Here is a 25,083-nt window from a genome sequence, read left to right on the forward strand (position 1 = left end):
CGTCTACGCCCTCGACCTCGGCGTGCTCGCGCCGGCGTTCATCGTCTCCGGCGTCCTGCTGTGGACCCGTCGCGCCTGGGGGGCCGTGCTCGCGGCGGCCGCCAACGTCTCGGCCGCCGCCTACCTGCTGGTGCTCGAGGTGGGCACCGGCTTCCAGTCCGACGCCGGGATCGGCACGGCCACGTGGGCCTCGGCGCCCGCCATCGGCGGCACCGCACTGTGCGTCCTCGCCGCGGTCACGCTGCTCACCGGCAGGACTCGAGCTGGCTCGCCACCTGCGCCTTCCCGGCTGCGATGACCCGCGGGTCGTCGCGAGCTCTCACCGAGCCCGGACAGGCCACGTGCGGACCACGGGCGCTGTGCCCATCAGCGCGGCAGGGAAAGGCGTTCGGCGGAGGGCCCGAAAGGGCGGAAGCGCCGCCTCGTCCCAGGCCCAAGCAGCCCGCGCAGCGCCCAGACCCTCAACCAGTACGGCGGCCCCGAAGGCTCCCCTGCGACGGCCCATCGCGCGGGCGGACCGCCGAGGGCGAGGACCAGTTCGGCGTCGACGTTCCGTTCCGCCCCAAGCCGACGCTCCACCCGCCGCCGGGGCGCCTCGGGGTTCCTACTCGCTCGGCATCTGCATCTGGCTCTTCAAGGCGCCAAGGTCCATGGACGTCCAGTGCTCCATCAACAGGCCGTCGACAATTCGGAAGATGTCGATGAACTCGAACTCGACATGGTTCCCGGACGGCGCCATGCCCCAAAGCTCGCCGCGATGCGTACCGCGCAACGTCTTCCGGGTGCTGACCAGGTCGCCCTCGCCGATCTGGTCGTTGATCTCCATGCGCGCATCCGGGAACGCCTGCAGCAGTTGCCCGTAGAAGGCTTGGAACCCGCCCGCAGGCCGCTCCGTGCTCGGCACGGCCCTCCCCTCAGGCCGGTAGTGGTTCACGAACCCGGGATGGAAGGCCTCATCGGCGTAAGCAAGGTCATGCTGATCCTGACAACGTCGAACGAACTCTGAAACAACCCGCTTGTTGTCGTCGGTGGACATTGACCTCATCCCCACTCCGCAGCCGGAAGGTTCATCAATCTACTCGCGCGGGAGACATCAGCCGTGCTGTTCCCCGACAGGGCACCGCTGGCAGCGCGAGGACACCGCCCCACGGTCCAGTCAGGGACCTATCCGGGCGTGCCGCCCGGCAGGCAGGTCCTGCGCCAGCGCGCGAAGTGCGCCGGTAGTGGCCGACAACGAGTAGTCGTGGCCGTGTCAGACGTTAGGACGCTTGCTGCCTGGCCTGGAGGACCACGCCAGGGCCGGTCGGAAGCACGGCCTGCCGGAGCCGGCCGCGACCGAGGAGGCGAGCTGGGCGCCGAGGAAGGACGATGGCTCTGTGGGTGCCGTGGCTCCCGGGGTCGTTGGTCGAGCCTGAACCGCCCGCTGTCGCGCACGGTGACTTAGGTTGTTCCCCATGGATGCGGATCAGCCCGACGGCAACGCCGACCTGCAGGGACAGATCGACGATTTGCGTGCCCGGGCCGACGCCGCCGACCAGCGGGCTTCCGCCAGCGAATCCCGCGCCGACAAGGCTGAGCTGCGGGCTGATGACAGCGCAACCCGAGCCGACGAGGCCGAAGGCCGGGCGGACGCGCAAGCAGTGCGTTCACGGGACGACCGTCGCAGTATCGCAGACGTCGAGGGCCGACTCGACGTCCACGAGGCGATGATCGCCGAACTGCAGGCCGAAGGGCTCATCAGCAGTGCGCAGGCGGCGCACCTCGAGATCGCTCTGCAAACCGCTCGAGTGATCGGTGCCGCCACGGGAATCGTCATGACCCTCTACCGCGTCAGCGACGTCAGGGCCTTCGAGCTCCTGAAGATGGCGAGCCAGCACAGCAACCGGAAGTTGCGGCTCGTGGCCGAAGAGGTCGTCCTGACGGGCCACGCGCCCGGACTGCCGCCCCGCCAATAAGGACCCCTCACACGCGCTTGGTCCGAATGGAAGCTCGGGCAAGAGGGTCGTTCCAGGGTTCTCGTGGTGCCCGGAGCGGTCGGTTTGGCCTCGCGGGTCAGTGCTCGACGAGGATGGCGTAGCCGCTCGGACCGCTCGTGGCGTCGCCGGTCAGCGCGGGTAGGGCCAGTTTGCTGGGCAGCGGCCCGATGTTCAGGATGTGCTGCTCGCCGTCGCACGCACTCGCAGCGCCGGGTAGAGATCTTGCGGGCGCTCACGGCCGGCAGAGGGGGCTACGCGGGCGGCGGTCGTGGTCTGCTCGGGGATGGAGGTCATCGAGCCGGTTGCCGGCTGATCGGTGGACTGGGTCGTCGACTGGGTGGGCAGGCTGGCCCGGGACGTTGAGGAACCCCCGTCCGCGCCATGAGCCGAACAGGCGGCAACGTCCAGCAGGAGAACAAGGACGGTGGACACCGACGCAACGACGGAGGGCTTGGGGTGGGTTCATGGGCACTCCCGGGACCCGCGCAGGTCGGGGGCCGGTTTGGGACCCGCAGGGGTTCTCAATGCCGCGGAGGCTCACCCGGCTGGATCTCGTTATGCAGCAGTGACGCCCGCGTGAACGTGTTGTTGGGGGTCTACCCATCGGGAGTGGGCGTCAGGACGACTCCTCCCGACGTCGCGTGGAGCCCGCTAGGAAGTCAGTAGGGCGTGGTCGGGGCTGCCAGTCCTCGCGGCGATCTTGAAACTTCCCACCGGTTCTGTACGGGCACCCGTGTGAAACCGCTGACGGCCCCCCTCAGCCGGACACCGAGCACAGACAACAGAAGGGCCTCAAACCCGCGTTTCCGCTGGTCAGAGGCCCTTCCGAGCACTGGGTGGCAGGTGAAGGATTCCAACCTGCGTAGCTTTCGCGACGGATTTACAGTCCCGGCAATGCAATTCGCTGGCCAGCATCGACGCATTACCTACCGGAACTTCCCCACGAGTTCCTCACGAACACACGACGTCCACCACGGACGTTCGGCCGATCGGACGCCGGCCTGAACCCCGATCGACCTCTTCCCTGCCTTCCCGGGCGGCAGCTCTTCGCCGGATTTCGACTGCGGTGGCGCAACCACGTCAGGCGCCCAGCCTTTAGACCTCTTCGATGGTCGGTGGCCCCGTCCAGCTGGCGAATCCCTGTCCCTTGGCGCCGGGCGGGTTCGCGCCGATCGTGGGCCAGAGCAGCCCTTCGGTGTACGACCCGGGCGACACCACGTGCGTTGAGACCGCTTCACCGGTCGCATACAGGTCACGCCACTCCTGGGGGAGCTCGTACCACGTGCCCACGAACCACATCTTGGTGATGTTGCGCGTGATCGGACCCAACTTGTCGTCGCTGAGAATTCGAAGCCGCATCCCGCGGTCCAGGACCGACTCGTCGCCGGCTGCCTCGCCTTGTACCTCGCCGAAGGCCGCAACGAGCTCTGCGACGACGTCGGCCCCGACCGCCTCACACGTGGCAGCGAAGTAGTTGTCGGACTGCCCGGTGCCGGACAACCGGAACTTCGAGTAGCCGGTGAGGATGGATGACAGGCTGAGGAAAGCCTCACGCACATCGTTGGTCATGTCAGGACACCTCCACCAGGGCCGGCCCACGGAAGACCGGGGCGGCATTCACCCCGGCCTGCTCGGGCATGGGGTTGCGGATGATCCGGGAGACAAGCTCTTTGATGTGGAACATATCCACGACCGCCGGTACGAGCAGGTCGGGCTGCCCGTTGAACGCCTCCGTCAGTCGCGTCAGGAACATGCCGTATGCCACGCTGAACGCTGTCACGGCGTCCTGCAGCTCACCAGATTCGGTGTAGTGCCGGAAGTCCGCGTCAGGCATGACGGGGTAGACGGCCTCCCAGTCGACGTCGAGAGTCGGACCGGAGGGACTGCCCGGCTCGTCTCCGGGCTGGTAGTAGCGCCCGAGCAGCAGCTGCTCGAACCGGAAGTAGTGGGCGAGCTCACCTTCCTCGTCGAAGATGCCACCACCCAGGCCCTCACCTTGCTCACTGATGACCCGCATCGCCCTTGCAGCCGACGCCGCGTCTGTGACCTCGACCAGCCCGCCGCCTCCCGAGTAGTAGTACTGAGCGCTGACCTGGCGCGACGGGTCACCGCAGAAAAGGTCGGGACCCATCTCGGCATGCAGGCGCTGCAGTCCTTCCCCGATCTCCGCATAGAACTCGCCGATGCTGAAGAAGTGGAGCTCCTCCTCCCCCGGAGCGGCGACCGTGGGAAGGATGGCACGGGGAGATTTGTCGCGCGGTACGAAGCGCTCGTCGGTGGCCTCGCCGGAGCGCTCGATGTTGAGGAAACTCTGGACCGTCTCGCGAGAGAAGGCGCGAGTACCGATCTCGAAGTCCTCCTCACCGTCAGGCAGGTGAGCCGGGTAGACCGGCACGAATCCGTCGTCGTCCAGGCGAGGAGTTCCGCCCACGGCGTTGAGCAAGTTGGCGGCCAGCGTCAGGTGGAGCATCTCCTCGACCACCACGACGCGGATGATTTGGTAGGCATCAGCGTTTGTCGTCGGGTGGAGGGAGTACAGGGCCGTGAGGTACGGCGGGATAGTGGCGTGCTCGAGCTGCAAGGCGACTTGCAGATGGTCGCGCAAGTCCTCGACGGTGGCAATGCGGTGGAGGGCCATGGCTCAGCTCGCGATCGTGATGGAGGGACGGGTGGCCAGCTGGGACACGATGTGGTCGGCGGTTCGGAAGGACAGCGCCGCCAACGTCAGGGTGGTGTTGGAGCTTCCGATGCTCGGCATACTCCCGGACCCAGCGAGGTACAGATTCTGGTGGTCCCACGACCGCTGGTAGCTGTCGACGACGGAGTCGTGGCTCGACGAACCCATGATGTGCGTGCCGGCCCAGTGGTTGCCGCCGCGAATGATGTACCCCTCCCCCTCGTGCGACACGAAGCCGGGGTCGAGCGGGTCGTAGTGCGTACGGTCCTCAGCACCGAGTCGCTGGAACAGTCGACGCGAGATGCGCCGGCTGGCCGCGACGGCGTCCATCGTGTAGTCAGGCAACGAGTAGGAGAGTACGGGCCGCGGGTTGCCGAGCGCATCGATGTAGCGCCCGTCGACCGTGATGCGGTTGCTCGGCTCCGGGGGCAGGTCGATCATGAACGAGAGCATCAGCTGGCGCGAGATGCGATCCACCAGGCCCCGGCGCAGTGTCGCCCCGTAGGCGTTGGCGTCGTCGACGAGCTCGATCAGGTCGGCGTAGGGGGCGCCGGTGGGCCATGACCAGCCGTCGTTGTGGACGCTCACGCGCATCGCGGCGTGCCTGCTCCGGAAGTCGCCCGAGCGGAAGTCCTCGATGCCGGACGTGCACTGGGCCCCACGCATCGTTCCGGCAATCTCGGGCAGGGTCGCCCAGGTGAGCAGGTATGCGTGGTCCATCAGGTTGCGCCCGATCTGTCCACTGCTGCCGGGAAGCCCCGAGGCCAGCATCAGCCGAGCGTTCTCGACCGGGTTGGCGGCCAGCACGTAGGTTTTGGCGCGGAGAGACCCGGTGACGTGCTCAGGTGAGGCCGTGGAGCCGTACGCCTTGTACTCGACGCGGCTGACCTGGCCGTCCTCGTCGACGTGGACCCGCGAGACGACCGTCTGCGTCAGGATGTCGACGCGACCGGTTCGCAGGCCGAACGAGAGCGTCTTGCGTGCGTTGTACTTCGCCTGCACGGGGCACAGTGGGACGCAGTTCATGTTGCCCTGGCAGCGGTCGCCCTGGTCGATCTGGTGCGTGCTCACCGCCCCGACGGGCACGTATCCCTTGCCACCGTCGTAGGCGGGATTGGGGATGCCGTTGCGCGCCTGTGCGGTCGGCCGGATCGAGATGGTGCAGGTTGTGTCGCCGAGTTTCACCTTCGTGCCGTCGAGGTCACGCGCCAGCAGCTTGTCGAGGTAGGACTGCGGGAGTCCGTGCATCGGGAACTCGTAGCCCGGCGGGAAGGTGACGCCGTAGAAGCTCTGGTCCGCCACGTCGGCGGACACCCCGAGCTCGCGCTCGGCCCGTCGGTAGTCCGGCTCGAGGTCGTCGTAGCCGATGGGCCAGTCGCGGCCCTGGCCGAAGCGGCTGCGCATCTGGAAGTCCTCGGGGAGCATGCGCATGGCCTTGCCCTCCCAGTGCATGGTGGTGCCGCCGAGCACCCGGGTGTAGGTGCTGTCCATCTCGTACGGGCCCTTCTGGACCAGGTAGCTCGTGGAGTCCGGGGCCCCGGCCTGCAGTCGGCGGACATCCGGGGAGCGCGGCATCGGCGCGTTGGGGTTGACCTCGTACGCGGAGTTGTTGTCCTTGGCCGCGGCGCCGTAGAACCTCGTCAGGTGCGTCCCGTACTCGGCCGAGGAGAGCTCGTCGCCGGGTCCTGCCTCGACCACGAGCACGCGGAGGTCGCGCTCTGCCAGGGAGCGGGCGATCACCGCACCGCTCACGCCTGAGCCGACGACGAGCACGTCGTACTGGGTCTTCGCCGCTGCGGCGTGGTCGATCTCATTGGGCACGGTGGGCCTCTCGACGAGTCGTACTCCGGGGTGGATGGCGCGGGTGTGAAACCCCACGAATCGTCGGCTGGACATGACCGGCAACGAGTACGGTCACATATTGACATATTTAGGTCGAAATCAGAGGAGAACACGTGAACCCGCTCATGTATCAGGTGAATACGCGTGTGGCGCTCCACGAGCGCGGTCTCGAGCTGGGCAGGTCCGCAACTCTCGACGACGTGACAGACCCGTTCCTCGACGAGATCTCGGCCCGAGGCTTCGACTGGGTCTGGATGCTCGGTGTCTGGCAGACGGGCGAGGCGGGGCGCCAGGTCTCCGCCACCAACGCCGAGTGGCTAGCGGAGTATCACGCGGCACTGCCGGACTTCACCGTGGAGGACGTGGTCGGTTCACCGTTCGCGATCCTGGACTACGTGACGCACTCCGACTTCGGGGGCGACGAGGCCCTGGCGCGGTTGCGCGAGAGGCTCGCCCACCGCGGCCTGAAGCTGCTGCTCGACTTCGTGCCGAACCACTCTGCGATCGACCACGCGTGGCTCACGGACGCGCCGCACCGCTATGTCGGGGGTTCCGAGACCGACCTGCGTGACGAACCACAGAACTACTTCAGAGTCGGTGACCACGTCATCGCCCACGGCCGGGACCCCTACTTCGACGGATGGCCCGACACCGCCCAGCTCAACTACCGCCACCCCGACCTGCGTGCAGCAATGCTCGCGCAGCTGAAGCAGGTGGCAGAACGCTGTGACGGAGTGCGGTGCGACATGGCGATGCTGCTGGAACCGGAGGTGTTCCTGAGGACCTGGGGCGATCGCTCCCTCCCGGTCGACGGGACGCCGCCGGTCGACGAGCAGTTCTGGCCCGCGGCCATCACCGAGGTGCGGGCCCAGCACCCCGACTTCATGATGATCGCCGAGGTGTACTGGGACCTCGAGTGGCAGCTGCAGCAGCACGGGTTCGACTACACCTACGACAAGAGGCTCTACGACCGCCTCCGCGACGGGGACGTCGCGGGCACACGTGGGCACCTCGCCGCAGCTGCTGAGTTCCAGCGGCGCTCGGCACGGTTCCTGGAGAACCACGACGAACCTCGCGCGGCAGCCACTTTCGGCGAAGCCGACGTGCACGGTGCCGCCGCCGTCGTCACCTACCTCGTCACCGGTCTGCGGTTCTTCCACGAGGGTCAGCTCGTCGGACGTCGCACGAAGGCCCCACTCCACCTCCGCCGGCGGCCGACGGAGGAGGCCGACCCCGTCGTCAAGGAGCTGTATGACCGGCTGCTTCAGGTCCTGACCGACCCGGTGCTCCGGGACGGCCGCTGGCAGCTGCTGGACACCGCGCCCGCATGGTCGGGCAACCCGACGCACGAGGCATACCTCGTCTTCGGGTGGTCACGCGGACCGGGGGACCCGCTGCGGTGGCTGGTCGTCGCCAATCTGAGCGGCGGCCAGGCCCAGGCGCGAGTCGTGCTGACGGACGTCCCGTGGGCCTCGCCGCTGGCGAGGTTGACCGACCGGCTGAGCGAGGGGACGGCATACGACCGCGACGTCGCCGACATGGCCGCCAACGGCCTCTTCCTCGACCTGCCGGCCCACGGCTACAACGTGTTCGAGATCAGCTGACACCTCGCCGGAACATGGTCGTGGTGGGATGCGTTCGCTCGTCGGCAAGCACGGTGGCCGCGTCGAGGGTCCCGAAGAGCTGGATGAGCTTTGCCACCAGGCCCGTCCAGCCGGTCTGGTGCGATGCGCCGATGCCAGCACCGTTGTCTCCGTGGAAGTACTCGTAGAAGAGCACGTTGTCGCGCCAGTGCTCGTCGTTCTGGAAGAGCTCCACCCCACCGAAGACCGCTCGGCGCCCGTCGCCGTCGCGCAGGAAGATGGAGACGAGGCGGTCGGACAGCTCGTGCGCCACCTCGAACAGCGTGCGCTGCTTGCCCGACCCGGTGGGCATCTCGACGGTGAACGCGTCGCCGTAGAAGAGGTAGTACTGCAACAGAGCCCGGATGATCATGAAGTTCACCGGCATCCACACGGGGCCGCGCCAGTTGGAGTTCCCACCGAACATGCCGCTGTCCGACTCGGCCGGGAGGTACCCCACCCCGAACGTCTGTCCGTCGACCTCCATGGAGAACGGGGAGTCGAGGTGGTACCGCGAGAGTGCCCGAATCCCGTGGGGGCTGAGGAACTCGTCCTCGTCGAGGAGGTAGGACAGCACGCTCCGCAGTCGGTCCTCGTTGAGCAACGACAGGAGCCTGCGGTCGGCCACCCCCGGGGCGAGCGGGTCCGAGAGCTGGGCGAGCAGGTCGGGGTGGCGACCCATGAACTCCTCCAGGCGCTCGCGCACCAGCTCGAAGGCAGCGCCGGGCACGACGGTCACCGCGCAGAGCGGGATCAGCCCCACCATGGAGCGCACCCGTAGCCGCTGCCCGGAGCCATCCGGGCTCCTCAGCTCGTCGTAGAAGAAGCCGTCCTCCTCGTCCCACATCCCGTCACCGCGCTCGATCGCGGCCGAGATGTAGAGGAAGTGCTCGAGGAACTTCAGGACCATCGGCTCGTACTGGTCGTCCGACTTCGCCAGCTCGAGCGCGAGCTCCAGCATGCTCTGGCAGTACAACGCCATCCAGGCCGTGCCGTCGGCCTGCTCGAGCCTGCCACCGGTCGGGAGCTGGGCCGCGCTACGGTCGAACACGGCGATGTTGTCGAGCCCCAGGAAGCCGCCCTCGAAGGCGTTCGCGCCGTTGACGTCCTTGCGGTTGACCCACCACGTGAAGTTCAGGGTGAGCTTGTTGAACATGTCGCGAAGGAAGTCGTGGTCGTCCTCGGCGCCCGTGTCCACCGCCTGCTGGTGGCTGAACAGGGTCGCGAGGGCGTGGACGGGCGGGTTCACGTCGGAGAAGTTCCACTCGTATGCCGGGATCTGGCCTGACGGGTGAAGGTAGTGCTCACCGAGGAGCAGCTGCAGCTGGTCCCGGGCGAAGACCGTGTCGACCATGGCCAGCGTCACGGTGTGGAACGCGAGGTCCCAGGCGGCGAACCAGGGGTATTCCCAGCAGTCGGGCATGGAGATGATGTCGCCGCAGACCATGTGGAACCACCTGGCGTTGCGGTGGTCGAGTCCCGCTTCGTCGCGCAACGGGTGCACGTTGCGCTGGCTCAGCCATCGATCGAGGTCGTAGCAGTAGAACTGCTTGGACCAGAGCATGCCGGCCAACGCCTGCCTCATGACCATCGCACCGTCGGCCGAGGTCGAGGGAGGCGTGATGGAGGCGTAGAAGTCGTCGGCCTCCTCACGGCGCCGCACCATGATCGCGTCGGCGTCGACGCCGAAGGCGGCGTCCGGCAGAGCCGCCGACAACCGGAGCTGCATCGTCACGGAGTCGCCCGCCCCGACGAGCTCCCGCAGACGCAGCGCGATCTTGGTCCCGCTGAGCTCCGGGTTCACTGCGTCCAGGCGGCCCTGCACGACGGCGTCGTTGATGCCGTCCTTGACGAAGCGCGTGGCGTTGTCGCCTCCGGCGATCCTCGCCCAGTTCGTCTCGTTCTCGGTGGCGAGGACGTCGACGTCGTCCTCCCACGCCAGCGCGTAGGGGCCCAGCTCGGGACAGTCCACCTTTACCCGTCGGCGCGACAGGTCCGTTGTCAGCCGAGGACGGGGAGCCTCGGGGTCGTCACCCCAGGTGTTGCGCAGCCACAGCGTCGGGAGCAGCTGGAGGGCGGCGGGCTCGGGGCCACGGTTGGTGGCGGTGACACGGATCAGCAGGTCCTCCGGTCCCGCCTTCGCGTAGACGACCTCGACGTCGAAGTAGCGGTCGTCCTCGAAGACTCCGGTGTCGACGAGCTCGTACTCCGCGCCGTCCCTGCCACGCTCTGCGTTGGTCCGCAGCAGGTCCTCGTAGGGGAAGGAGGCGTGCGGGTACTTGTAGAGCGCGCGCATCCAGGAGTGGGTCGGCGTCGAGTCCTGGTAGAAGTAGTACTCCTTGACGTCCTCGCCGTGGTTGCCCTCGCTGTTCGTCAGGCCGAAGAGCCGCTCCTTGACGATGGGGTCGGCCTCGTTCCAGACGGCAAGACCGAAGCACAGCCGCTGCGTGTCGTCACTGATGCCGAGCAGGCCGTCCTCACCCCACGCATAGGCGCGGGACCGCGCGTGGTCGTGGGGGAAGGAGTTCCAGGCGTCCCCACCGCTCGAGGTGTCCTCGCGCACCGTTCCCCACTGCCGGTCCGAGAGGTAGGGCCCCCACCGCCGCCACGGCACCCCAGCCGTGTTGGCGTCGCTCAGTCGCTGCTCCTCCGCCGTTGCCACGTCTAGAGACCCGTCAGCTCGGTGATGTGACGGCGAGCGAGGGTGAAGGCCTCCAGAGGGGGCGCCGCCGCAGGGTCCTGCTCCGCCTCCACGACGAGCCAGCCGCCCCAACGGTCGTCGGCCAGCTGACGCAGCAAGGGTGCGAAGTCGAGGCACCCTTCGGGGTCCCCGGGCACCGTGAAGATGCCCGCGCGCAGGGCGTCCCAGAAGCTGAGGGACTCGTGCCGCATCCGCTCGAGCACGGGCATACGGAGGTTCTTCAGGTGCACGTGCCCGATGCGGCCCTCGTGCCTGCGAAGGACGGCCATCGGGTCTCCCCCGCCCACGAGCAGGTGGGCGGTGTCCAGCAGCAGCCAGGTCTCCCCCGCCACGGTCTCCGCCATCAGCATGTCGATGTCCTCGGCGGACTGAACCCCGGTGCCGGTGTGGTGGTGGTAGTTGATCCGGAGCCCGTGCTCGGCGGCGATCGTGGCCATGTCGTGCAGGCCACTGGTGAGCGCCGCCCACTGCGCGTCGGTGAAGACAGGACGGTTGGCCAGTGCCGGTACGGGCTGCTGGTGGACGGCCCCGGTCACCTCCGCGACATAGACGTCCTGCAGACCGATGGCGGTGAAGAAGGGGATCTTCTCGCGGAACGCGTCGAGGGTCTGCTCGTAGGCGCCGCCCTTCGAGGCGAACCACGTGGACACCCACCCGCCCGAGGGCGCGAGCCCGCGAGCGCCGAGCGCCGCGCTCAGGACCTCGGGATCGGTCGGATAGGTGCTGCCGAGCTCACTGCCCTCGTAGCCCGCGAGGGCCATCTCGCTGATGATCTGCTCGAACGACGTGCCTTTGCCGAGCTCGGGCAGATCATCATTCACCCAGGCATTCGGCACCGCGGCAACACGCACTGATCCAGCTGGGAACACGGGGGATTTCCTCTCGGAGTCTGTCTCTGCATGTCGTTGGTCACTGCGACGCGGCAATGTCCCCGCCAGGCTCAACCCCAACGATGCGGTCGGCGCGCGGAGGTGCGCCCGACGCTCGGTAGGGTCCTCACCCTAGATGCGCCGGTATGGCATATGGACGCAACCGGAGAAAGTCGGACAAAAATGTCGAATTCGCTGGCGGCCTATGCTCGGCGGCGGCGACGTCGCGACCTGACGACAGCCGATATGCGTTCGCTGAGCAGGAGAAGCAGGAGCGGCAGATAGCCGGCGCCGGGGATGACCAGGGACAGCACGGTCGCGACGACGAGAATCACGAACGAGGTGACCGATTCCGTCACCTCGGGCGGCGCCCCGTCGTCACGGATCGACGGGGTCCTCGCGACCCGCCAGGCCGCGACGGTCAGGCACAGGCTGCTCAGCGCCATGGTGCCGATGTAGAGCACCTCGGTCTTGTCCCCCTCGTGTGACCCCGCGACGAGGGCGGTCGGCACCGGTAGCACCACCACCGTCAACGCCCACCCCATGAGAGCGCGGGTGACGATGCGGTCCTGGACGATGACCGAGCGCACGATGTCGTGCTGGGCGAACCACAGCAACGCGATCACCAGGAAGCTCAGGAGGAAGTTGAAGATCTGCTCCGTGTGTTCGTGGAACAACGCGTCGAGCGAGAGCTCGGACTCACCCCCCGCGATCTCCACGAGGGGCAGCACGAGCAGCGTGAGGGCGATCGCGACGACCGCGTCGAGGAACGTCAGGAACCGCTCGAGGTCGCGCTGGCGCTCCCCCGGGTCCGCGCCCCGCCGAGCCGGACGTTCGAGGATCGCCTCTCCGTGGCCCTTGGTGCTTTCCGCCGCCATGCTCGGTGCCTCTCTCCGAAGGATTCACCACCGGGTGCGGAGGCTCGCGTGAACGTACCAGCGGGAACAAGGCGCCTCTCGACGCCACGCGATGCTCGTGCGGGGAAGGGTCCCTGATCTCTCATTCTTCGCAAAAGGTGCGCGATTCGCGGGCTGCAACACCGGCGCCTCGATATGCTCCGGGAGATTTCCGCCCGTCACGGAGAGCGGTCACGGCCGTGGACCGAAGCCCCTCTGCACCACTGCGACCGCCCCATCGAAAGGTCACCATGAAGTTCGGGATCGGCATGTACCTGTGGACGACCGACGTCGGCCCGGAGCACTACCCCCTCTTCTCCACGCTGGCGGAGCTCGGTTACGACGGAGCCGAGATCCCCGTCGGCTCCGCTCTCGCTGCCGACAACCGGGACATCCGCCGCGCACTCGACGACGCCGGCCTGGGCTGTACGACCATCCTCAACCTGGCTGCGGAGGCGAACCCGGTCAGCCCGGATGCCGCGACCCGGCAACGAGGCCTCGACGAGATCCGCTTCGGGATCGACGCGGCGCACGTCCTCGGCAGCACCGTCCTGAGCGGACCCTTCCAGACGGCGTATGCGGTCTTCACCGGAGCCGGACCCACGGAGGTCGAGCTGGGCTGGTCTGCCGACGTGCTCCGTGCCGCGTCCGAGCACGCCGCGCAGGCCGGGGTCGTTCTCGCCGTCGAGTTCCTCAACCGACACGAGGGCTACCTCATCAACACCCTCGAGCAGTCTGCGGCGCTCACCGCTCGGGTCGACCACCCCTCGTTCGGGGTCCTCTACGACACCCACCACGCCCACGCGGAGGAGGACGACGTCTTCGCAGCGATCACCGCCCACGGGCCGGCCATCAGGCACGTGCAGGCCAGTGAGAACAACCGTGGAGGTCTCGGGGCGGGTCAGGTCGCCTGGGCGAGCACCGCCGCGGCCCTGCAGGAGATCGGCTACGACGGTTGGGTGGCGGCCGAGGCCTTCGCCGCCGACGTCCCGGGACTCTCGACCAAGGCGCACGTGTGGCGCAACACCTTCGCGTCGAAGGACACTTTCGCAGCCGATGCGATCGGATTCATGCGCGACACGTTCGCGAAGGTCCAGATCGCCGCGCGGGTGTAGCCGGCCAGGTCGGAGTGGCCGGCTGGCCCCGCCCCCGGTCTTCGAGGGCGGGGCCAGCCGATCTCACTGCGCCACAGGCGCCTTGGGCTGCGTGACGTCGGACGACGCGGCGTTGTCAGCCGGCGCCGCGTCCGCATACGGCTGAGCAGGCAGGTGCGTGCGCAGCACGGAACGGTACGACGAGTCGTGGAAGAGCTTCGCCGTGAGGATCGCCCGGGGAACGCTGCGCCAGAGGACTGCGACGACGACGGCTCCGACGACCGGGCCGGCGAAGTACACCCACCAGTCGAGCCATTGACCGGACACCAGGTTGGGACCGAACGTACGTGCGGGGTTGAGCCCGGTGCTCGTGAGGGGAGAACCGAGCCAGGTGTTCAGAGCCACCATCGCGCCGGCCGCCACCGGGGTCCATCGCACGAGGTGACGCGCTGAGAGGAACACGAACATCGCACAGACGATGAGCCCCACCATCAGACCCTCGACGAGCACCGCCGCCCCGGGGCTGACGGTCGGACTGATCGCGCCGAAGTTGATCGTCGCGGCGGTGTCACCCCACACGAGACGAAGGGCGGATGCACCGAGCAGGCCACCGAGCAGCTGCGAGGCCCAGTAGCCGAGAAGGTCGTGCGGGTGCACGTGCCCGGTGATCCAGAACGCCAGGGTCACCGCGGGGTTGAGGTGCGCCCCGCTGAGGCGCCCGAGCGGGCTCGTCGCGATGCTGACGATGAAGAGGGCGAAGAGCACCCCCAAGAGGAGGAGCCGAGCCGACTTCGAGGGGATCCACTCCTCGAACACGGACCCGCGGTGAAACATGATCGTGACGGTGGACAGGGCCGCGAAGACGAGGATGGCCGTGCCGGCGAGCTCGGCCGCCCACTCACGCAGGTGGAGTCCTCCGACGGCGGGCTGCGGAGCCGCGACCTCCTCGCTCATCGGGACCCATTCTTCTCGTCATCGAAGAACGGCACGATGCCGTAGGCGGGGGCGACACGGTCGAGGAGCTCGCGGTCCATCACCCGGCCCGGAGACGGCTCACCTTGCACGTAGGGGGTGCCCAGACCTTCGAAGTACCCTTCGATGCCCGAGGGGGTGAAGAAGAGGAGGATCTTGCTGGGCTCCTCGAGCGTGTTCTCGAACATGTGGAGACTTCCCTTGGGCATGTAGCAGAACCCGCCGGGGTTCAACGTGAAGTCGCGACCGTTGGCGACGACACGGACCTGTCCCTCCAGGACGTAGATCGACTCGCTCTCGTTCTGGTGGATGTGCATCGGGGGCCCCGACCGAGCCGGCACCGTGGTCTCCACCAGCGTCAGCTCACCCCCCGTCTCCTCGCCGGCCACCTTGATGAGGTCGAGATCGCCGAAGACCCACAGGCCGTGACCGGCACCGGCCGGCACCTGGATGATCTTGTTGGGGTCCTGTGCTGGGTCCATGCTCATGTCGGGCTCCGATGTCTGGAAGTTCAGTGGTGGTGGTGCAGCTGGTGTGACTCGAGCTCGACCATCGTGACGATGAGGATCGGGTCCACCGCGCCCTCGAGCAGGTGTCCGCCAGCCGTCGTGCCGTCCCGCCGACCCACGACGACGTGGCCGTGCACGGTCAGGACGTTCTCCTCGGAGGTGAGGATGTCCCCCGACAGACTCAGCACCTCGACCTGCTCCTCATGGAACGCGATCTCGTCGAAGCCACGGGTCTCGAGGTTGAAGAAGCCCAGACGAGTGCGCTCGAAGCCGCCGATCGCCGTGAACGAGGCGCTGTCGATGCCTCGCTCCGTGACGTAGTCCGTCAGGCCCTGGATGCACTCCTCGCCCGGGTCGAAGAAGATCACGTGAGTGCGCTGGGGTCCGACATGCTGGTCGACGATCTTGCTGTGCATGAGAAAGCACCTCTCCGTCAGTAAGGGTTGGTGTCCAACTGACCGGGAGACGTGACCAGCCTGGATGACGTGCGTGAGCCTATGCCCGATCCAGCCCAAAAATGTGGAAAAAGGACGGAAAAGGATGATGCGGATTAAACCGCCGAAAACGTGTCAACGCCCACCCCCGACGCCAGGGCGTGGGGACCCTCAGCACGCTCACCGCGACGGCGCGTCCAATCCGGTTCGCTCGTCGAGTGAGCATTCCTCGCCGACGAGGAGCCACGGCTCGGGTCATGGCACCGGGCAAGGGACTCGACCGCTTCTGCGTCCGGAGATCTGAGACGAGTTGGCCTCGCGGGTCCACGTCCTGTGACTGGCGCCCGGCGCCCCGGGCGGTGCGACTCCAGACGTCGCGACACCAGACGTCCCACGACGCAGCAGGAGGGCCCCCGACCGGCGTTTCCGCTGGTCAGAGGCCCTTCCGAGCACTGGTTGGCAGGTGAAGGATTCGAACCTTCGTAGCTCTCGCGACGGATTTACAGGCCGCAGAGGAGAATTCGCCGACCTGCATCGACGCGGACTCAGCGCAAACTTCCGCACGGTTTGTGCACAGGCACTCGCCTACCACCGCGCATGACCGGCTCTACTCGGACTGGCTTGAGCCCCTCCGCCCTTGTCCCTGACCGCAGCCCTGCAGCCCATGCAACGTGAGCGCCAGAGCCCCGAACCGGAGCAGAGCTATGGCCGTCACCGACGCGAGTACCAGTTAGCTTCCGGACACCGGGCGCCCATTCGCCACCGAAAGCTCGGGGCCAGGCACGGTAACGGCGCTCGGCCAGCACGAATGTCAGAAGCGCGAAGCCGAGCCCAGCGCCCGGTAGCAAGCCCACCAGTGGCCCACCACGTGGGAAGCACACGAGACATGACGAGCGAACCGGCGACACAGGATTGCGCTTCTCCGTGCCTAGCCAGTCCTCTGAAACTGACCGCGATCAGGACTCCATGCGGTCGGCAATCTGCGAAGAACGCGGCGGCAAAGCCCGCCAGAACTGCTCTAGTCATGCCTCGCACGTGCTGCTGAATGTATATTCGTTACTGAATCGTGAGGGCGAGCGAACCTCATCAAAGGAGACCTAACGTGTCAAGAGGTCAGCACCGCGCACCATCCCCGTCGGCCGACCCGGCTCGAGTCGCACGTGGCGGAGACCCGGGCGTGCGAGAATTCCCCGCATCCCGTCCTGTGACTCCGGAGGCATGATGGTCAATCCACTGGAGGCCGGCGACGCGGCGGCGAGCGTCTTCACGACCTCAGAGGACACGCGCCTCATGACGAAGGTGGCGCGCCTGTACCACGAGCAGGGCGTGCGCCAGCCGGAGATTGCCAAGCGCCTCAACATCTCCCAGCCTCGCGTCTCACGGCTGCTGAAGAAGGCGGTCGCCACCGGGATCGTCCGCACGACCGTCGTGGCCCCCCGAGGCGTCTTCGCCGAGATCGAGGACGAGATCGAGCAGCGCTACGGCCTGCAGGAGGTCGTCGTCGCCGACACCGCCGAGGAGGACGACGAGTTCGTCATCGCGCCGGCCCTCGGCGCCGCCGCGGCGTTCTACCTCGAGACGACGCTCACCGGCGGCGAGCGCATCGGGGTGTCGTCGTGGAGCTCGACGCTGCTGGCCACCGTCGACTCGATGCGCCCCCGCAACAGCCACGAGTGCGAGTCGGTTGTCCAGGTGCTCGGCGGCCTCGGCCAGCCCTCCGCGCAGGCCCGGGCCACCCATCTCGTCGGACGCCTCGTGCAGGTCACCGGCGCCAAGGCCACGTACCTGCCGGCGCCGGGGCTCGTCACGTCGGACGCGACGCGCCGGGCGCTGCTCAAGGAGGACAGCATCGCCCAGGCGATCGACGCCTTCCCCGACCTCACCGTTCTGCTCGCCGGTATCGGCAGCCTGCTCCCGTCGGCCCTCCTGCGCGCGAGCGGCAACGCCGTCGGCACGGAGGACGAGGAGCTGCTCCGGAAGGAGGGCGCAGTGGGCGACGTCTGCATGCGCTACTTCGACGCCGACGGCAGGCCGGTCAAGAGCCACCTCGACAACCGCATCCTCGGGATCGACAACGCGGCCCTCCTGGCCATCCACCGCCGGATCGGCGTCGCGGGCGGGCGCCGCAAGCACGAGGCCATCCGCGCCGCCCTGCTTGGGGGCTGGATCAACACGCTCGTCACCGACAGCGCCACGGCGACCTACCTGCGCGACGCCGCGCGCTGAGCCTCCTCACCGGCCCCCACCGGCACAACGGCGCCGGCCCCACCTCCGTCGGGGCCGGCGCTGTTCCGTCCTGCCCTCGACGCCATGGCCGAGCCCGGCGAGAGGCGGTGCGACCGGATCCGTTGACAGCCACGGCGGAGCGCCCCTACCCTGACACTGTCTTCATTCACTAGCGAATGGATATTCGATGACGAGTCCAGAGATCACCCGCCCCGTGCGCGGCGGAGTGCTGCTCGCCATCGACCAGGGCACGACGAACACCAAGGCGATGCTGCTGGACGCCGCCACGGGCCGCGCCGTCGCGGAGGCGTCCGCCCCCACCAGCATCTCCTTCCCCGCACCGGGCTGGGTCGAGCAGGACGCCGAGCGGCTGTGGACCGCCACGATGGCCGCCGTCGACGGCTGCCTCGAGCAGCACCCGGACGCCGAGGTGCTCGGCATCGGTATCTCCAACCAGCGCGAGACCGTCGTGTGCTGGAGCCGCAGCACCGGACGCGCACTGGGTCCGGCCCTCGGCTGGCAGGACGCCCGGACCGCGGCCTGGTGCGCCGCCCTTCTCGAGCGTGAACCCACTGCGGCTCAGACGATCCGGCAGCGCACCGGGCTCTCCCTCGACTCCATGTTCTCGGCGCCGAAGTTCCGCGCCTCGATCGACGCCGCCGTGGCGGCCGGTGCGGACCCGGCCGACGTCGCGGTGGGCACCGTCGACGCGTGGCTCGTCTGGCGGCTCACCGGTGAGCACGTCACCGAGCTCGGCAACGCCTCGCGCACCCTGCTGCTCGACCTCGCCGGCCTGACCTGGCACGACGAGCTGCTGTCGCTGTTCGGGGTCGACGTCGCCCACCTCCCCGAGCTGCGTCCGTCCGACGCGTCGTTCGGCGTCACGTCGAGAGCCCACGGCCGACTGCCGGCCGGTGTCCCGGTGGTCGCCGTCCTCGCCGACTCGCACGCCGCGCTCTACCACCACGGGTGCACGACACCCGGCACCGGCAAAGCCACGTACGGCACGGGCACGTCGGTGATGAGCCCGACGACCGACTCGAGCCCGGCACCGCACGGCATCGCCACCACGGTGGCCTGGCACGTGGACGGCCGACCCACCTATGCCCGGGAGGGCAACATCGTGGCCTCGGGCTCGGCCCTCGACTGGATGGCCTCGACGCTCGGCGTGCCGGAGGGCACCGTCGGCGGGGCGCACCTGACCGCCCTCGCGGGCGAGGTCCCCGACAGCGGCGGCGTGTGCTTCGTGCCCGCCTTCTCGGGCCTCGGCGCCCCCTACTGGGACCGCTCGGCGGTCGGCGTGCTCGTCGGCGTCTCCGGCGGGACGACCCGCGGCCACCTTGCCCGTGCCGCGCTCGACGCGGTCGCCCACCAGGTCGCGGACGTCGTCGAGGCCATGGAGTCGGACGGCACCACCCGGATCGACACCTTGCACGCCGACGGGGGCGCGACGGCATCCGGGTTGCTCATGCAGGTCCAGGCCGACCTGCTCGGGCGCCCGCTCGAGGTGGCGGGCAGCCCCGCGGCCTCCGCGCTGGGAGCGGCCCGCCTCGCCGCCGAGCAGCTGGGCGTCGCGATTCCCCCCGTCGAGGCCGGCCGCTGCGTCACCCCCACCTCCTCCACGTCCGGCGACGCACGCCGCGACTGGAGACGAGCCATCGCCCGCTCACGCGGAATGACTGTGTCGCAAGCGGACTCAGCGCCGCCCGACGAGACCATCGAGAGGAAAGACTCATGACCGACTACCCACCCTTCGGAGCGGGCCTGTGGCACTTCGCATCGTACGTCGACCGGTACGCCACCGACGGCTACGCGCCCGAGGTCTCCACGCTGGAGCAGATCGCGCGAGCCGGCTCGGTCGGCGACCTGTCCTACGTCGATGTCCCCTACCCCTTCAGCGAGGGTGTCACGGTCGACGACGTGAAGCAGGCCCTGGCCGACAATGGGCTTCAGGCCATTGGCGTCACTCCCGAGATCTACATGCGCCGGTTCAGCAAGGGCGCCTTCACCAACCCCGACCCCGAGGTCCGCGCCGCCGCGCTCGCCGCTCTCAACGAGGCCGCCGACGTGGTGCGCGCCCTCGAGGCGAAGTACCTCAAGGTGTGGCCGGGCCAGGACGGCTGGGACTACCCCCTGCAGGTCAACCACCACGAGCAGTGGGAGCTGGCGGTCTCCGGTATGCGCGAGCTTGCGCAGGCCAACCCCGACATCAAGATCGTCATCGAGTACAAGCCGCGCGAGCCACGCAACAAGATGTTCTGGGACTCCGCCGCCAAGACCGCTCTCGGCATCAAGGCCATGGGTGTGGACAACGTCGGCGTCCTCCTCGACTTCGGCCATGCCCTCTTCGGGGGCGAGTCCCCCGCTGCCGCAGCGCAGCTGCTCATCGACCACGACCTGCTCTGGGCCATGGACGTCAACGACAACCTGCGCAGCTGGGACGACGACATGGTCGTCGGCACGGTGCACCCGATCGAGCTGTTCGAGTACTTCTACACGCTGAAGATCAACGGCTGGGAGGGCGTCTGGCAGCTCGACCAGTTCCCCTTCCGCGAGGACACCGTCGAGGCTGCCAAGCTCTCCATCCGCTTCCTCAAGGCGATCTGGCGCTCGCTCGAGCAGCTCGACATCGAGGCGCTCAAGGCCGCCCAGTCCCGCCAGGACGCTCTCGGCGCCCAGAAGCTCGTGCAGGACGTCCTCTTCGCGAACATCAGGGAGGAGGTATGAGCACGGCCGAGGACCTGGTCCCCCACGTCGACGCCGAGGCCGTGCCCCACGACACGCTGACCGTCCTCGGGCGGGTGCCCGCGGGCGCGACGCGAGAGCAGGCCGTGGCCCACCTGGCCGAGGCGGGCCGGCTCGTCCGCCGGCGCGACCTCGAGATGGTGCGCGCCGCGGGGCTCGGCCACATCGGTGGCGAGTTCTCCGTCATCGACGTCCTCGTCACGCTGTACCTGCACGCCATGAACGTCTCGCCGGACCAGCTCGACGACCCCGAGCGCGACCGCTTCATCCTGTCCAAGGGACACGCCGCCGCCGCGCTCTACACGACGCTGGCCATGGCCGGGTTCCTCGAGCCGTCGCAGCTCGGGACGTTCATGCAGCCCCAGTCGCAGCTCAACGGCCACCCGGCCCGCACGAAGATCGCCGCCGTCGAGGCCAGCACCGGGCCGCTCGGTCACGGCCTGCCGATCGCCGTCGGCACGGCCTTCGCCGGCAAGCTCGACGGCTCGGCACGGCGCACCTTCGTCGTCGTCGGCGACGGCGAGCTGCAGGAGGGCTCGAACTGGGAGGCGCTCATGACGGCCGGCAACCACCGCCTCTCGCACCTGTGCGTCGTCGTCGACCGCAACCGGCTCCAGCAGGGGGCGCGCGTCGCCGACACCAACGACCTCGAGCCGCTGGCCGACAAGCTGGCCGCCTTCGGCCTCGAGGTGGTCGAGGTCGACGGCCACGACCACGGCGCGCTGCTCGATGTCTTCGCGAACGTCCCTGCGGCGTCAGGGAAGCCGACGGCCGTCATCGCGCACACGATGAAGGGCCACCCGATCTCCTTCATGTCCGACAACGTCGCCTGGCACCACAAGGTCCCTTCGGCCGACCAGGTGACCCAGGCCCTCACCGAGCTGGAGCACTCATGACCGCAACCTCTGCGCCGACGACGGCCACGGCTCCTCTGCCCCTGCACGACTGCCGTGACGCCTGGGTCGCCGCCCTCATCGAGCTCGCCGAGGCCGACGAGCGCATCGTCACCGTCGTCAACGACTCGGTCGGCTCGAGCAAGCTGGGCCCGTTCCAGGAGCGGTTCCCCGAGCGTCTCGTCAACGTCGGCATCGCCGAGCAGGACATGGTCGGGGTGGGGGCCGGGCTCGCCAACGGCGGCAAGGTGCCGTTCGTCTCGGCGGCCGCGTGCTTCCTCACCGCGCGCGCCATGGAGCAGATCAAGGTCGATGCGGCGTACTCGCAGCACCACCTCGTCCTCATCGGGCAGAGCCCGGGCATGGCCTACGGCGAGCTCGGTCCGACGCACCACTCCATCGAGGACCTCGCCTGGCTGCGCACGATCCCGGGCCTCACGGTCATCGTGCCGACCGACCCGACCGAGACGGCCCAGGCCGTCCGCTGGGCCGCCGGCGCCGGCTCCCCCGTCTTCATCCGTGTCAGCCGGATGGGTGTCCCGGACGTCATGCCCGAGGGATACGAGTTCGTCCTCGGCCGCGCGGTGCGCCTTCGCGACGGCAACGACGTCACGGTCGTCGCGACCGGCACCGCCGTGGCCCGGGCCCTCGAGGCGGCGGACCTCCTCGAGGCGCACGGCGTCGACGCGCGGGTGCTCGCCATGCCGACGATCAAGCCCCTCGACGGCGAGGCCCTGCTGGCTGCCGCTGAGGAGACGGCCGGCATCGTCACCGTCGAGGAGGCGCTCACCTCGGGCCTCGGCGGCGCCGTCGCCGAGTACCTCTCGACGCGTCGTCCGACGCTGCTGCGCTTCGTCGGCGTGCCCGACACGTTCGCGCCGACGGGCTCGGTCGAGTGGCTGCTCGACCACTTCAGCATCAGCGCCGAAGGCATCACGTCAGCCGCGCGAGAGATCCTCGACCGGCGCTGATCCCCCGGCTCGGCTGCGTCCCCGATCCGCCGGGCCGGTGTCCCCTCGTCGTGAGGGCGGGACACGGCCCGGCTCGCTCAACCCTCGTGTCAGTGGCCGGCAGAGGCGCCGGTGGCCGTGCCTACTTCCACCGGAAGTGGACGAAGACGCGGCCGAAGTTGTCGGAGTCCTTCTCGACCCGGTGGTACAGGGTCTTGATGTCCTTGCGGTCCAGGAACCGCAGTACTCGCTTCGGAGCTGACCGGAGCCCTTCCCGGGGATGATCTGCACCAGCGGCGCCCTCTTCCGGATCGCCTCGTCGATGATCGCGCGAAGGGCTCGGTCGATCTCGTCGCCCCGGTTGTAGATGTCGTGCAGGTCCAGCTTGAGCTTCACGACAAGATCCTCCAGCACGGCGCCGTCCGACAGAGGTGTTCCGGACGCGAACGCCCGCACGAGGCGAAACGGCTCTCGCCCCGCATCCGCATCGTCGGCTCGGGCGCGCGGCGCACACTGGGTTGATGGCGGCATCTCGCCGACCCGGCCGGCGGACCAACCTCGCCCTCCTCGTGCTCCTGGGGGCTTCCTTCGTGACCGGTTGGGTGGCGTTCGGGGTCGGCGACCTGCCCGGGTCAAAGGCTGCCACGGTGGCCCACGGCGTCCTCGGCCTCGGCATCGTGGTGCTGGCGCCGTGGAAGACCGTGATCGTGAGGCGTGGTCTTCGGACCGGGGACACGCACGTGGTCGGGGTCGTGCTCGCCGTCGTCCTCGCGGTCATCCTGGTCGCTGGGATCGCGCATGCCGGCTTCGGTCGGGTCGAGGTCGCCGGTGTCCCCGCGCTCACCGTGCACGTCGCAGCCGCGGTCGTCGCCGTGCCGCTCGCTGTCAGCCACGTGATCCGTCGGCGACAGCGGCCCCGGCGGACGGACCTCACCCGACGGACCGTGTTACGGGCAGCCGGCTTGGCGGCCGTGACAGCGTTGGCGTACGCGGCCCAGGGGTCCGTCGCGTCCCTCGCCGGACTTCCCGCGGCACGGCGTCGCGCGACCGGGTCCTACGAGGCGGGGTCCGGCGTCCCGGCTGCGATGCCGGTGACGCAGTGGTTCACCGACGGAGTGCCCCGCGTCGACGTGGCCGCCTACCGGCTCGAGGTGGCGCGAGCCGCCGGGTCCACGCTGCGGCTCTCGTACGACGACCTGCTGGGCATGGGTGGCGCGGTCCAGTCGGTGGCGCTCGACTGCACCGGCGGCTGGTGGGCCGAACAGAGCTGGCGCGGCGTGCAGCTCGACACCGTCCTCGGCCTACCGCGCCAGGGATCGATCGTGGTGCGTTCGGTGACCGGCTACACCAGGTACTTCCCGGCCGCAGAGGCCCGGAGCCTGTTGCTGGCAACGCATGTCGGTGGCGAGACGCTCCTACCCGGCCATGGCGCCCCGGTCCGGCTCGTGGCCCCCGGACGCCGGGGGTTCTGGTGGGTCAAGTGGGTCGACGAGGTCCGCGTCGACCCACGACCCTGGTGGATGCAGCCGCCCTTCCCGCTGCAGTGAGGCGCCCTGGGTGGGGCCACCTCGACGCGGCGCGTGGGCGTGGACGCGAACAGGGGCGGCCGCGGTGCGGCCGCCCCTGCTGTGGGGTGACGCGTGGTGTCAGCCCTCGACGGCGAAGTTGTTCACCTTGGCGGCGTTGTCCTTCGTGACGAGGATGCAGTCGACCGACTGCTTCTCCGGCTGCGACGCCTTGCCGCCGGCCTTGATGAACGCGTCGGCCTGCTGCACCGCCATCTCGGCGATCTGGCTGGCCGGCTGGAGCACGGTGGCCTTGATCTTGCCGGCCTTGATCGAGCCGACGACGTCGGGGCTGCCGTCGAAGCCGACGACGACCACGCCCTTCTTGCCGGCCGCGTCGAGGGCGGCCTGGGCACCGAGGGCCATCGTGTCGTTACCGGCGATGATGCCCTTGATGTCGGGGTGCGCCTGCAGGATCGTCTGCGTCTTGGCCAGCGCCTCGGCCTGGTCCCAGTTCGCGGTCTGCTGGGCGACCATCTTCAGTCCGGGGATCTGGTCGAGGATGTCGTGGTAGCCCTTGGAGCGCACACCGGCGTTGGTGTCGGTCTCCTTGCCGGTGAGCTCGGCGTACGAGCCGGCGTTGTTCATCTGCTTGGCGAACTCCTGGCCACCGAGCGAAGCACCCTGTGCGTTGTTCGACACGATCTGCGCCGCCGCGACACCGGTCTGGTTGATCTCGCGGTCGATGAGGAACGACGGGATGCCTGCGTCCTTGGCCTTCTTGACCGCGGTGACGGTGACGTCGGCACCGGCGTTGTCGAGGATGATCGCCGCGGCCTTGCGCGAGATCGCCGTGTCGAACGCCTGGCTCTGCTTCGTCGGGTCGTCGTCGTGGCTGATGACGAGCGTCTCGTAGCCGAGCGCCTTCGCCTTGGCCGCCGCCGCGTCCTGCTCAGCCTTGAAGAAGACGTTGTCTGGCGAGGGCGTGATGATGACGACGAGCTTGGAGCCCGAACCCGCGGCCGCAGCCGCCGACGAGGTGTTCCCGGCGGTCGATCCGCCCGAGCTGCCGCCGCAGGCAGCGGTGCCGAGGACGAGGGCCGCAGCGGCGACGGGCAGCAGCGCCCGGCTCATGCGAGTGGTGTGACGGAACATGAAGGTCCTTTCAGGGG

Annotated in this window: 22 protein-coding genes; 10 read left to right on the forward strand and 12 right to left on the reverse strand. The window is 68.7% G+C overall.

What is annotated here, in order from left to right:
- On the forward strand, positions 1-298 hold a 298-nt coding region (locus AC1DP0_RS00690), incomplete at its 5' end, for a hypothetical protein (protein ID WP_478081829.1).
- Between the two features lie 306 nt (positions 299-604).
- Here the strand turns inward: AC1DP0_RS00690 and AC1DP0_RS00695 are convergent.
- Entirely contained in the window at positions 605-1,036 is a 432-nt protein-coding gene (locus AC1DP0_RS00695) for an ester cyclase (protein WP_478081831.1), read from the reverse strand.
- 418 nt (positions 1,037-1,454) lie between these two features.
- Here AC1DP0_RS00695 and AC1DP0_RS00700 point away from each other — a divergent pair, with 418 nt between their 5' ends.
- On the forward strand, positions 1,455-1,955 hold the full coding sequence (locus tag AC1DP0_RS00700; protein WP_478081833.1) for an ANTAR domain-containing protein: 501 nt from the start codon (positions 1,455-1,457) through the stop codon (positions 1,953-1,955).
- Between the two features lie 1,116 nt (positions 1,956-3,071).
- Here AC1DP0_RS00700 and AC1DP0_RS00705 read toward each other — a convergent pair.
- The 3 genes from AC1DP0_RS00705 to AC1DP0_RS00715 are packed head-to-tail and all read right to left on the reverse strand — an operon-like array spanning position 3,072 to position 6,474.
- Entirely contained in the window at positions 3,072-3,545 is a 474-nt protein-coding gene (locus AC1DP0_RS00705; RefSeq protein ID WP_478081835.1) for a hypothetical protein, read from the reverse strand.
- A gap of 1 nt (position 3,546) precedes the next feature.
- Entirely contained in the window at positions 3,547-4,614 is a 1,068-nt protein-coding gene (locus AC1DP0_RS00710; RefSeq protein WP_478081837.1) for a ferritin-like domain-containing protein, read from the reverse strand.
- Between the two features lie 3 nt (positions 4,615-4,617).
- Positions 4,618-6,474, reverse strand: a complete 1,857-nt coding sequence (locus tag AC1DP0_RS00715; RefSeq protein WP_478081839.1) for a GMC family oxidoreductase — start codon at positions 6,472-6,474, stop codon at positions 4,618-4,620.
- Positions 6,475-6,608: 134 nt separating this feature from the next.
- Here AC1DP0_RS00715 and AC1DP0_RS00720 point away from each other — a divergent pair, with 134 nt between their 5' ends.
- Positions 6,609-8,099, forward strand: coding sequence for an alpha-amylase family glycosyl hydrolase (locus AC1DP0_RS00720; RefSeq protein WP_478081842.1), 1,491 nt, complete (start codon positions 6,609-6,611; stop codon positions 8,097-8,099).
- Here the strand turns inward: AC1DP0_RS00720 and AC1DP0_RS00725 are convergent.
- The 3 genes from AC1DP0_RS00725 to AC1DP0_RS00735 form a co-directional block, all read right to left on the reverse strand.
- Entirely contained in the window at positions 8,092-10,779 is a 2,688-nt protein-coding gene (locus tag AC1DP0_RS00725) for an MGH1-like glycoside hydrolase domain-containing protein (RefSeq protein WP_478081844.1), read from the reverse strand. The genes AC1DP0_RS00720 and AC1DP0_RS00725 overlap by 8 nt on opposite strands.
- 2 nt (positions 10,780-10,781) lie before the next feature.
- Positions 10,782-11,687 carry a myo-inosose-2 dehydratase gene (iolE, locus tag AC1DP0_RS00730; RefSeq protein WP_478081847.1) on the reverse strand — a complete coding sequence of 302 codons (906 nt, stop codon included), beginning with the start codon at positions 11,685-11,687 and terminating at the stop codon, positions 10,782-10,784.
- A gap of 203 nt (positions 11,688-11,890) precedes the next feature.
- Positions 11,891-12,565 (reverse strand): TMEM175 family protein, encoded by a 675-nt coding sequence (locus AC1DP0_RS00735; RefSeq protein WP_478081849.1) that lies wholly within the window; start codon positions 12,563-12,565, stop codon positions 11,891-11,893.
- Between the two features lie 269 nt (positions 12,566-12,834).
- Here AC1DP0_RS00735 and AC1DP0_RS00740 point away from each other — a divergent pair, with 269 nt between their 5' ends.
- A complete protein-coding gene (locus tag AC1DP0_RS00740; protein ID WP_478081851.1) occupies positions 12,835-13,698 on the forward strand; it encodes a sugar phosphate isomerase/epimerase family protein in 864 nt (287 codons plus the stop codon).
- A gap of 63 nt (positions 13,699-13,761) precedes the next feature.
- Here AC1DP0_RS00740 and AC1DP0_RS00745 read toward each other — a convergent pair whose 3' ends face one another.
- Genes AC1DP0_RS00745 through AC1DP0_RS00755 form a run of 3 tightly spaced genes read right to left on the reverse strand, consistent with a single transcriptional unit; the run spans position 13,762 to position 15,574 of the window.
- Positions 13,762-14,631 carry an MIP/aquaporin family protein gene (locus tag AC1DP0_RS00745; protein ID WP_478081853.1) on the reverse strand — a complete coding sequence of 290 codons (870 nt, stop codon included), beginning with the start codon at positions 14,629-14,631 and terminating at the stop codon, positions 13,762-13,764.
- Entirely contained in the window at positions 14,628-15,137 is a 510-nt protein-coding gene (locus tag AC1DP0_RS00750) for a cupin domain-containing protein (protein WP_478081856.1), read from the reverse strand. The genes AC1DP0_RS00745 and AC1DP0_RS00750 overlap by 4 nt, the downstream gene beginning before the upstream one ends.
- Before the next feature lie 23 nt (positions 15,138-15,160).
- A complete protein-coding gene (locus AC1DP0_RS00755) occupies positions 15,161-15,574 on the reverse strand; it encodes a PPC domain-containing DNA-binding protein (RefSeq protein ID WP_478081858.1) in 414 nt (137 codons plus the stop codon).
- Positions 15,575-16,810: 1,236 nt separating this feature from the next.
- Between AC1DP0_RS00755 and AC1DP0_RS00760 the strand changes: the two genes are divergently transcribed.
- The 5 genes from AC1DP0_RS00760 to AC1DP0_RS00780 all read left to right on the forward strand — a co-directional run bounded on the left by AC1DP0_RS00760 (position 16,811) and on the right by AC1DP0_RS00780 (position 22,427).
- On the forward strand, positions 16,811-17,818 hold the full coding sequence (locus AC1DP0_RS00760; protein WP_478081861.1) for a sugar-binding transcriptional regulator: 1,008 nt from the start codon (positions 16,811-16,813) through the stop codon (positions 17,816-17,818).
- Positions 17,819-18,005: 187 nt separating this feature from the next.
- Positions 18,006-19,556, forward strand: a complete 1,551-nt coding sequence (locus tag AC1DP0_RS00765; RefSeq protein WP_478081863.1) for an FGGY family carbohydrate kinase — start codon at positions 18,006-18,008, stop codon at positions 19,554-19,556.
- Positions 19,553-20,545, forward strand: a complete 993-nt coding sequence (locus tag AC1DP0_RS00770) for a sugar phosphate isomerase/epimerase family protein (protein WP_478081866.1) — start codon at positions 19,553-19,555, stop codon at positions 20,543-20,545. The genes AC1DP0_RS00765 and AC1DP0_RS00770 overlap by 4 nt, the downstream gene beginning before the upstream one ends.
- Positions 20,542-21,459 (forward strand): transketolase, encoded by a 918-nt coding sequence (locus AC1DP0_RS00775; RefSeq protein WP_478081868.1) that lies wholly within the window; start codon positions 20,542-20,544, stop codon positions 21,457-21,459. The genes AC1DP0_RS00770 and AC1DP0_RS00775 overlap by 4 nt, the downstream gene beginning before the upstream one ends.
- Positions 21,456-22,427 (forward strand): transketolase family protein, encoded by a 972-nt coding sequence (locus AC1DP0_RS00780; protein ID WP_478081870.1) that lies wholly within the window; start codon positions 21,456-21,458, stop codon positions 22,425-22,427. Before AC1DP0_RS00775 ends, AC1DP0_RS00780 begins: the two co-directional genes overlap by 4 nt.
- Here the strand turns inward: AC1DP0_RS00780 and AC1DP0_RS00785 are convergent.
- Positions 22,395-22,937, reverse strand: a complete 543-nt coding sequence (locus tag AC1DP0_RS00785) for a Smr/MutS family protein (RefSeq protein WP_478081872.1) — start codon at positions 22,935-22,937, stop codon at positions 22,395-22,397. The genes AC1DP0_RS00780 and AC1DP0_RS00785 overlap by 33 nt on opposite strands.
- Between AC1DP0_RS00785 and AC1DP0_RS00790 the strand changes: the two genes are divergently transcribed.
- Positions 22,928-23,953, forward strand: coding sequence for a molybdopterin-dependent oxidoreductase (locus AC1DP0_RS00790; protein ID WP_478081874.1), 1,026 nt, complete (start codon positions 22,928-22,930; stop codon positions 23,951-23,953). The two genes, AC1DP0_RS00785 and AC1DP0_RS00790, sit on opposite strands and share 10 nt — an antisense overlap.
- A gap of 99 nt (positions 23,954-24,052) precedes the next feature.
- Here AC1DP0_RS00790 and AC1DP0_RS00795 read toward each other — a convergent pair whose 3' ends face one another.
- Positions 24,053-25,045: a substrate-binding domain-containing protein gene (locus tag AC1DP0_RS00795; protein ID WP_478081876.1), complete on the reverse strand. Its 993-nt coding sequence runs from the start codon at positions 25,043-25,045 to the stop codon at positions 24,053-24,055.
- Positions 25,046-25,083 lie beyond the last annotated feature (38 nt).

Source organism: Terrabacter sp. P5_B1 (genome assembly GCF_056400505.1).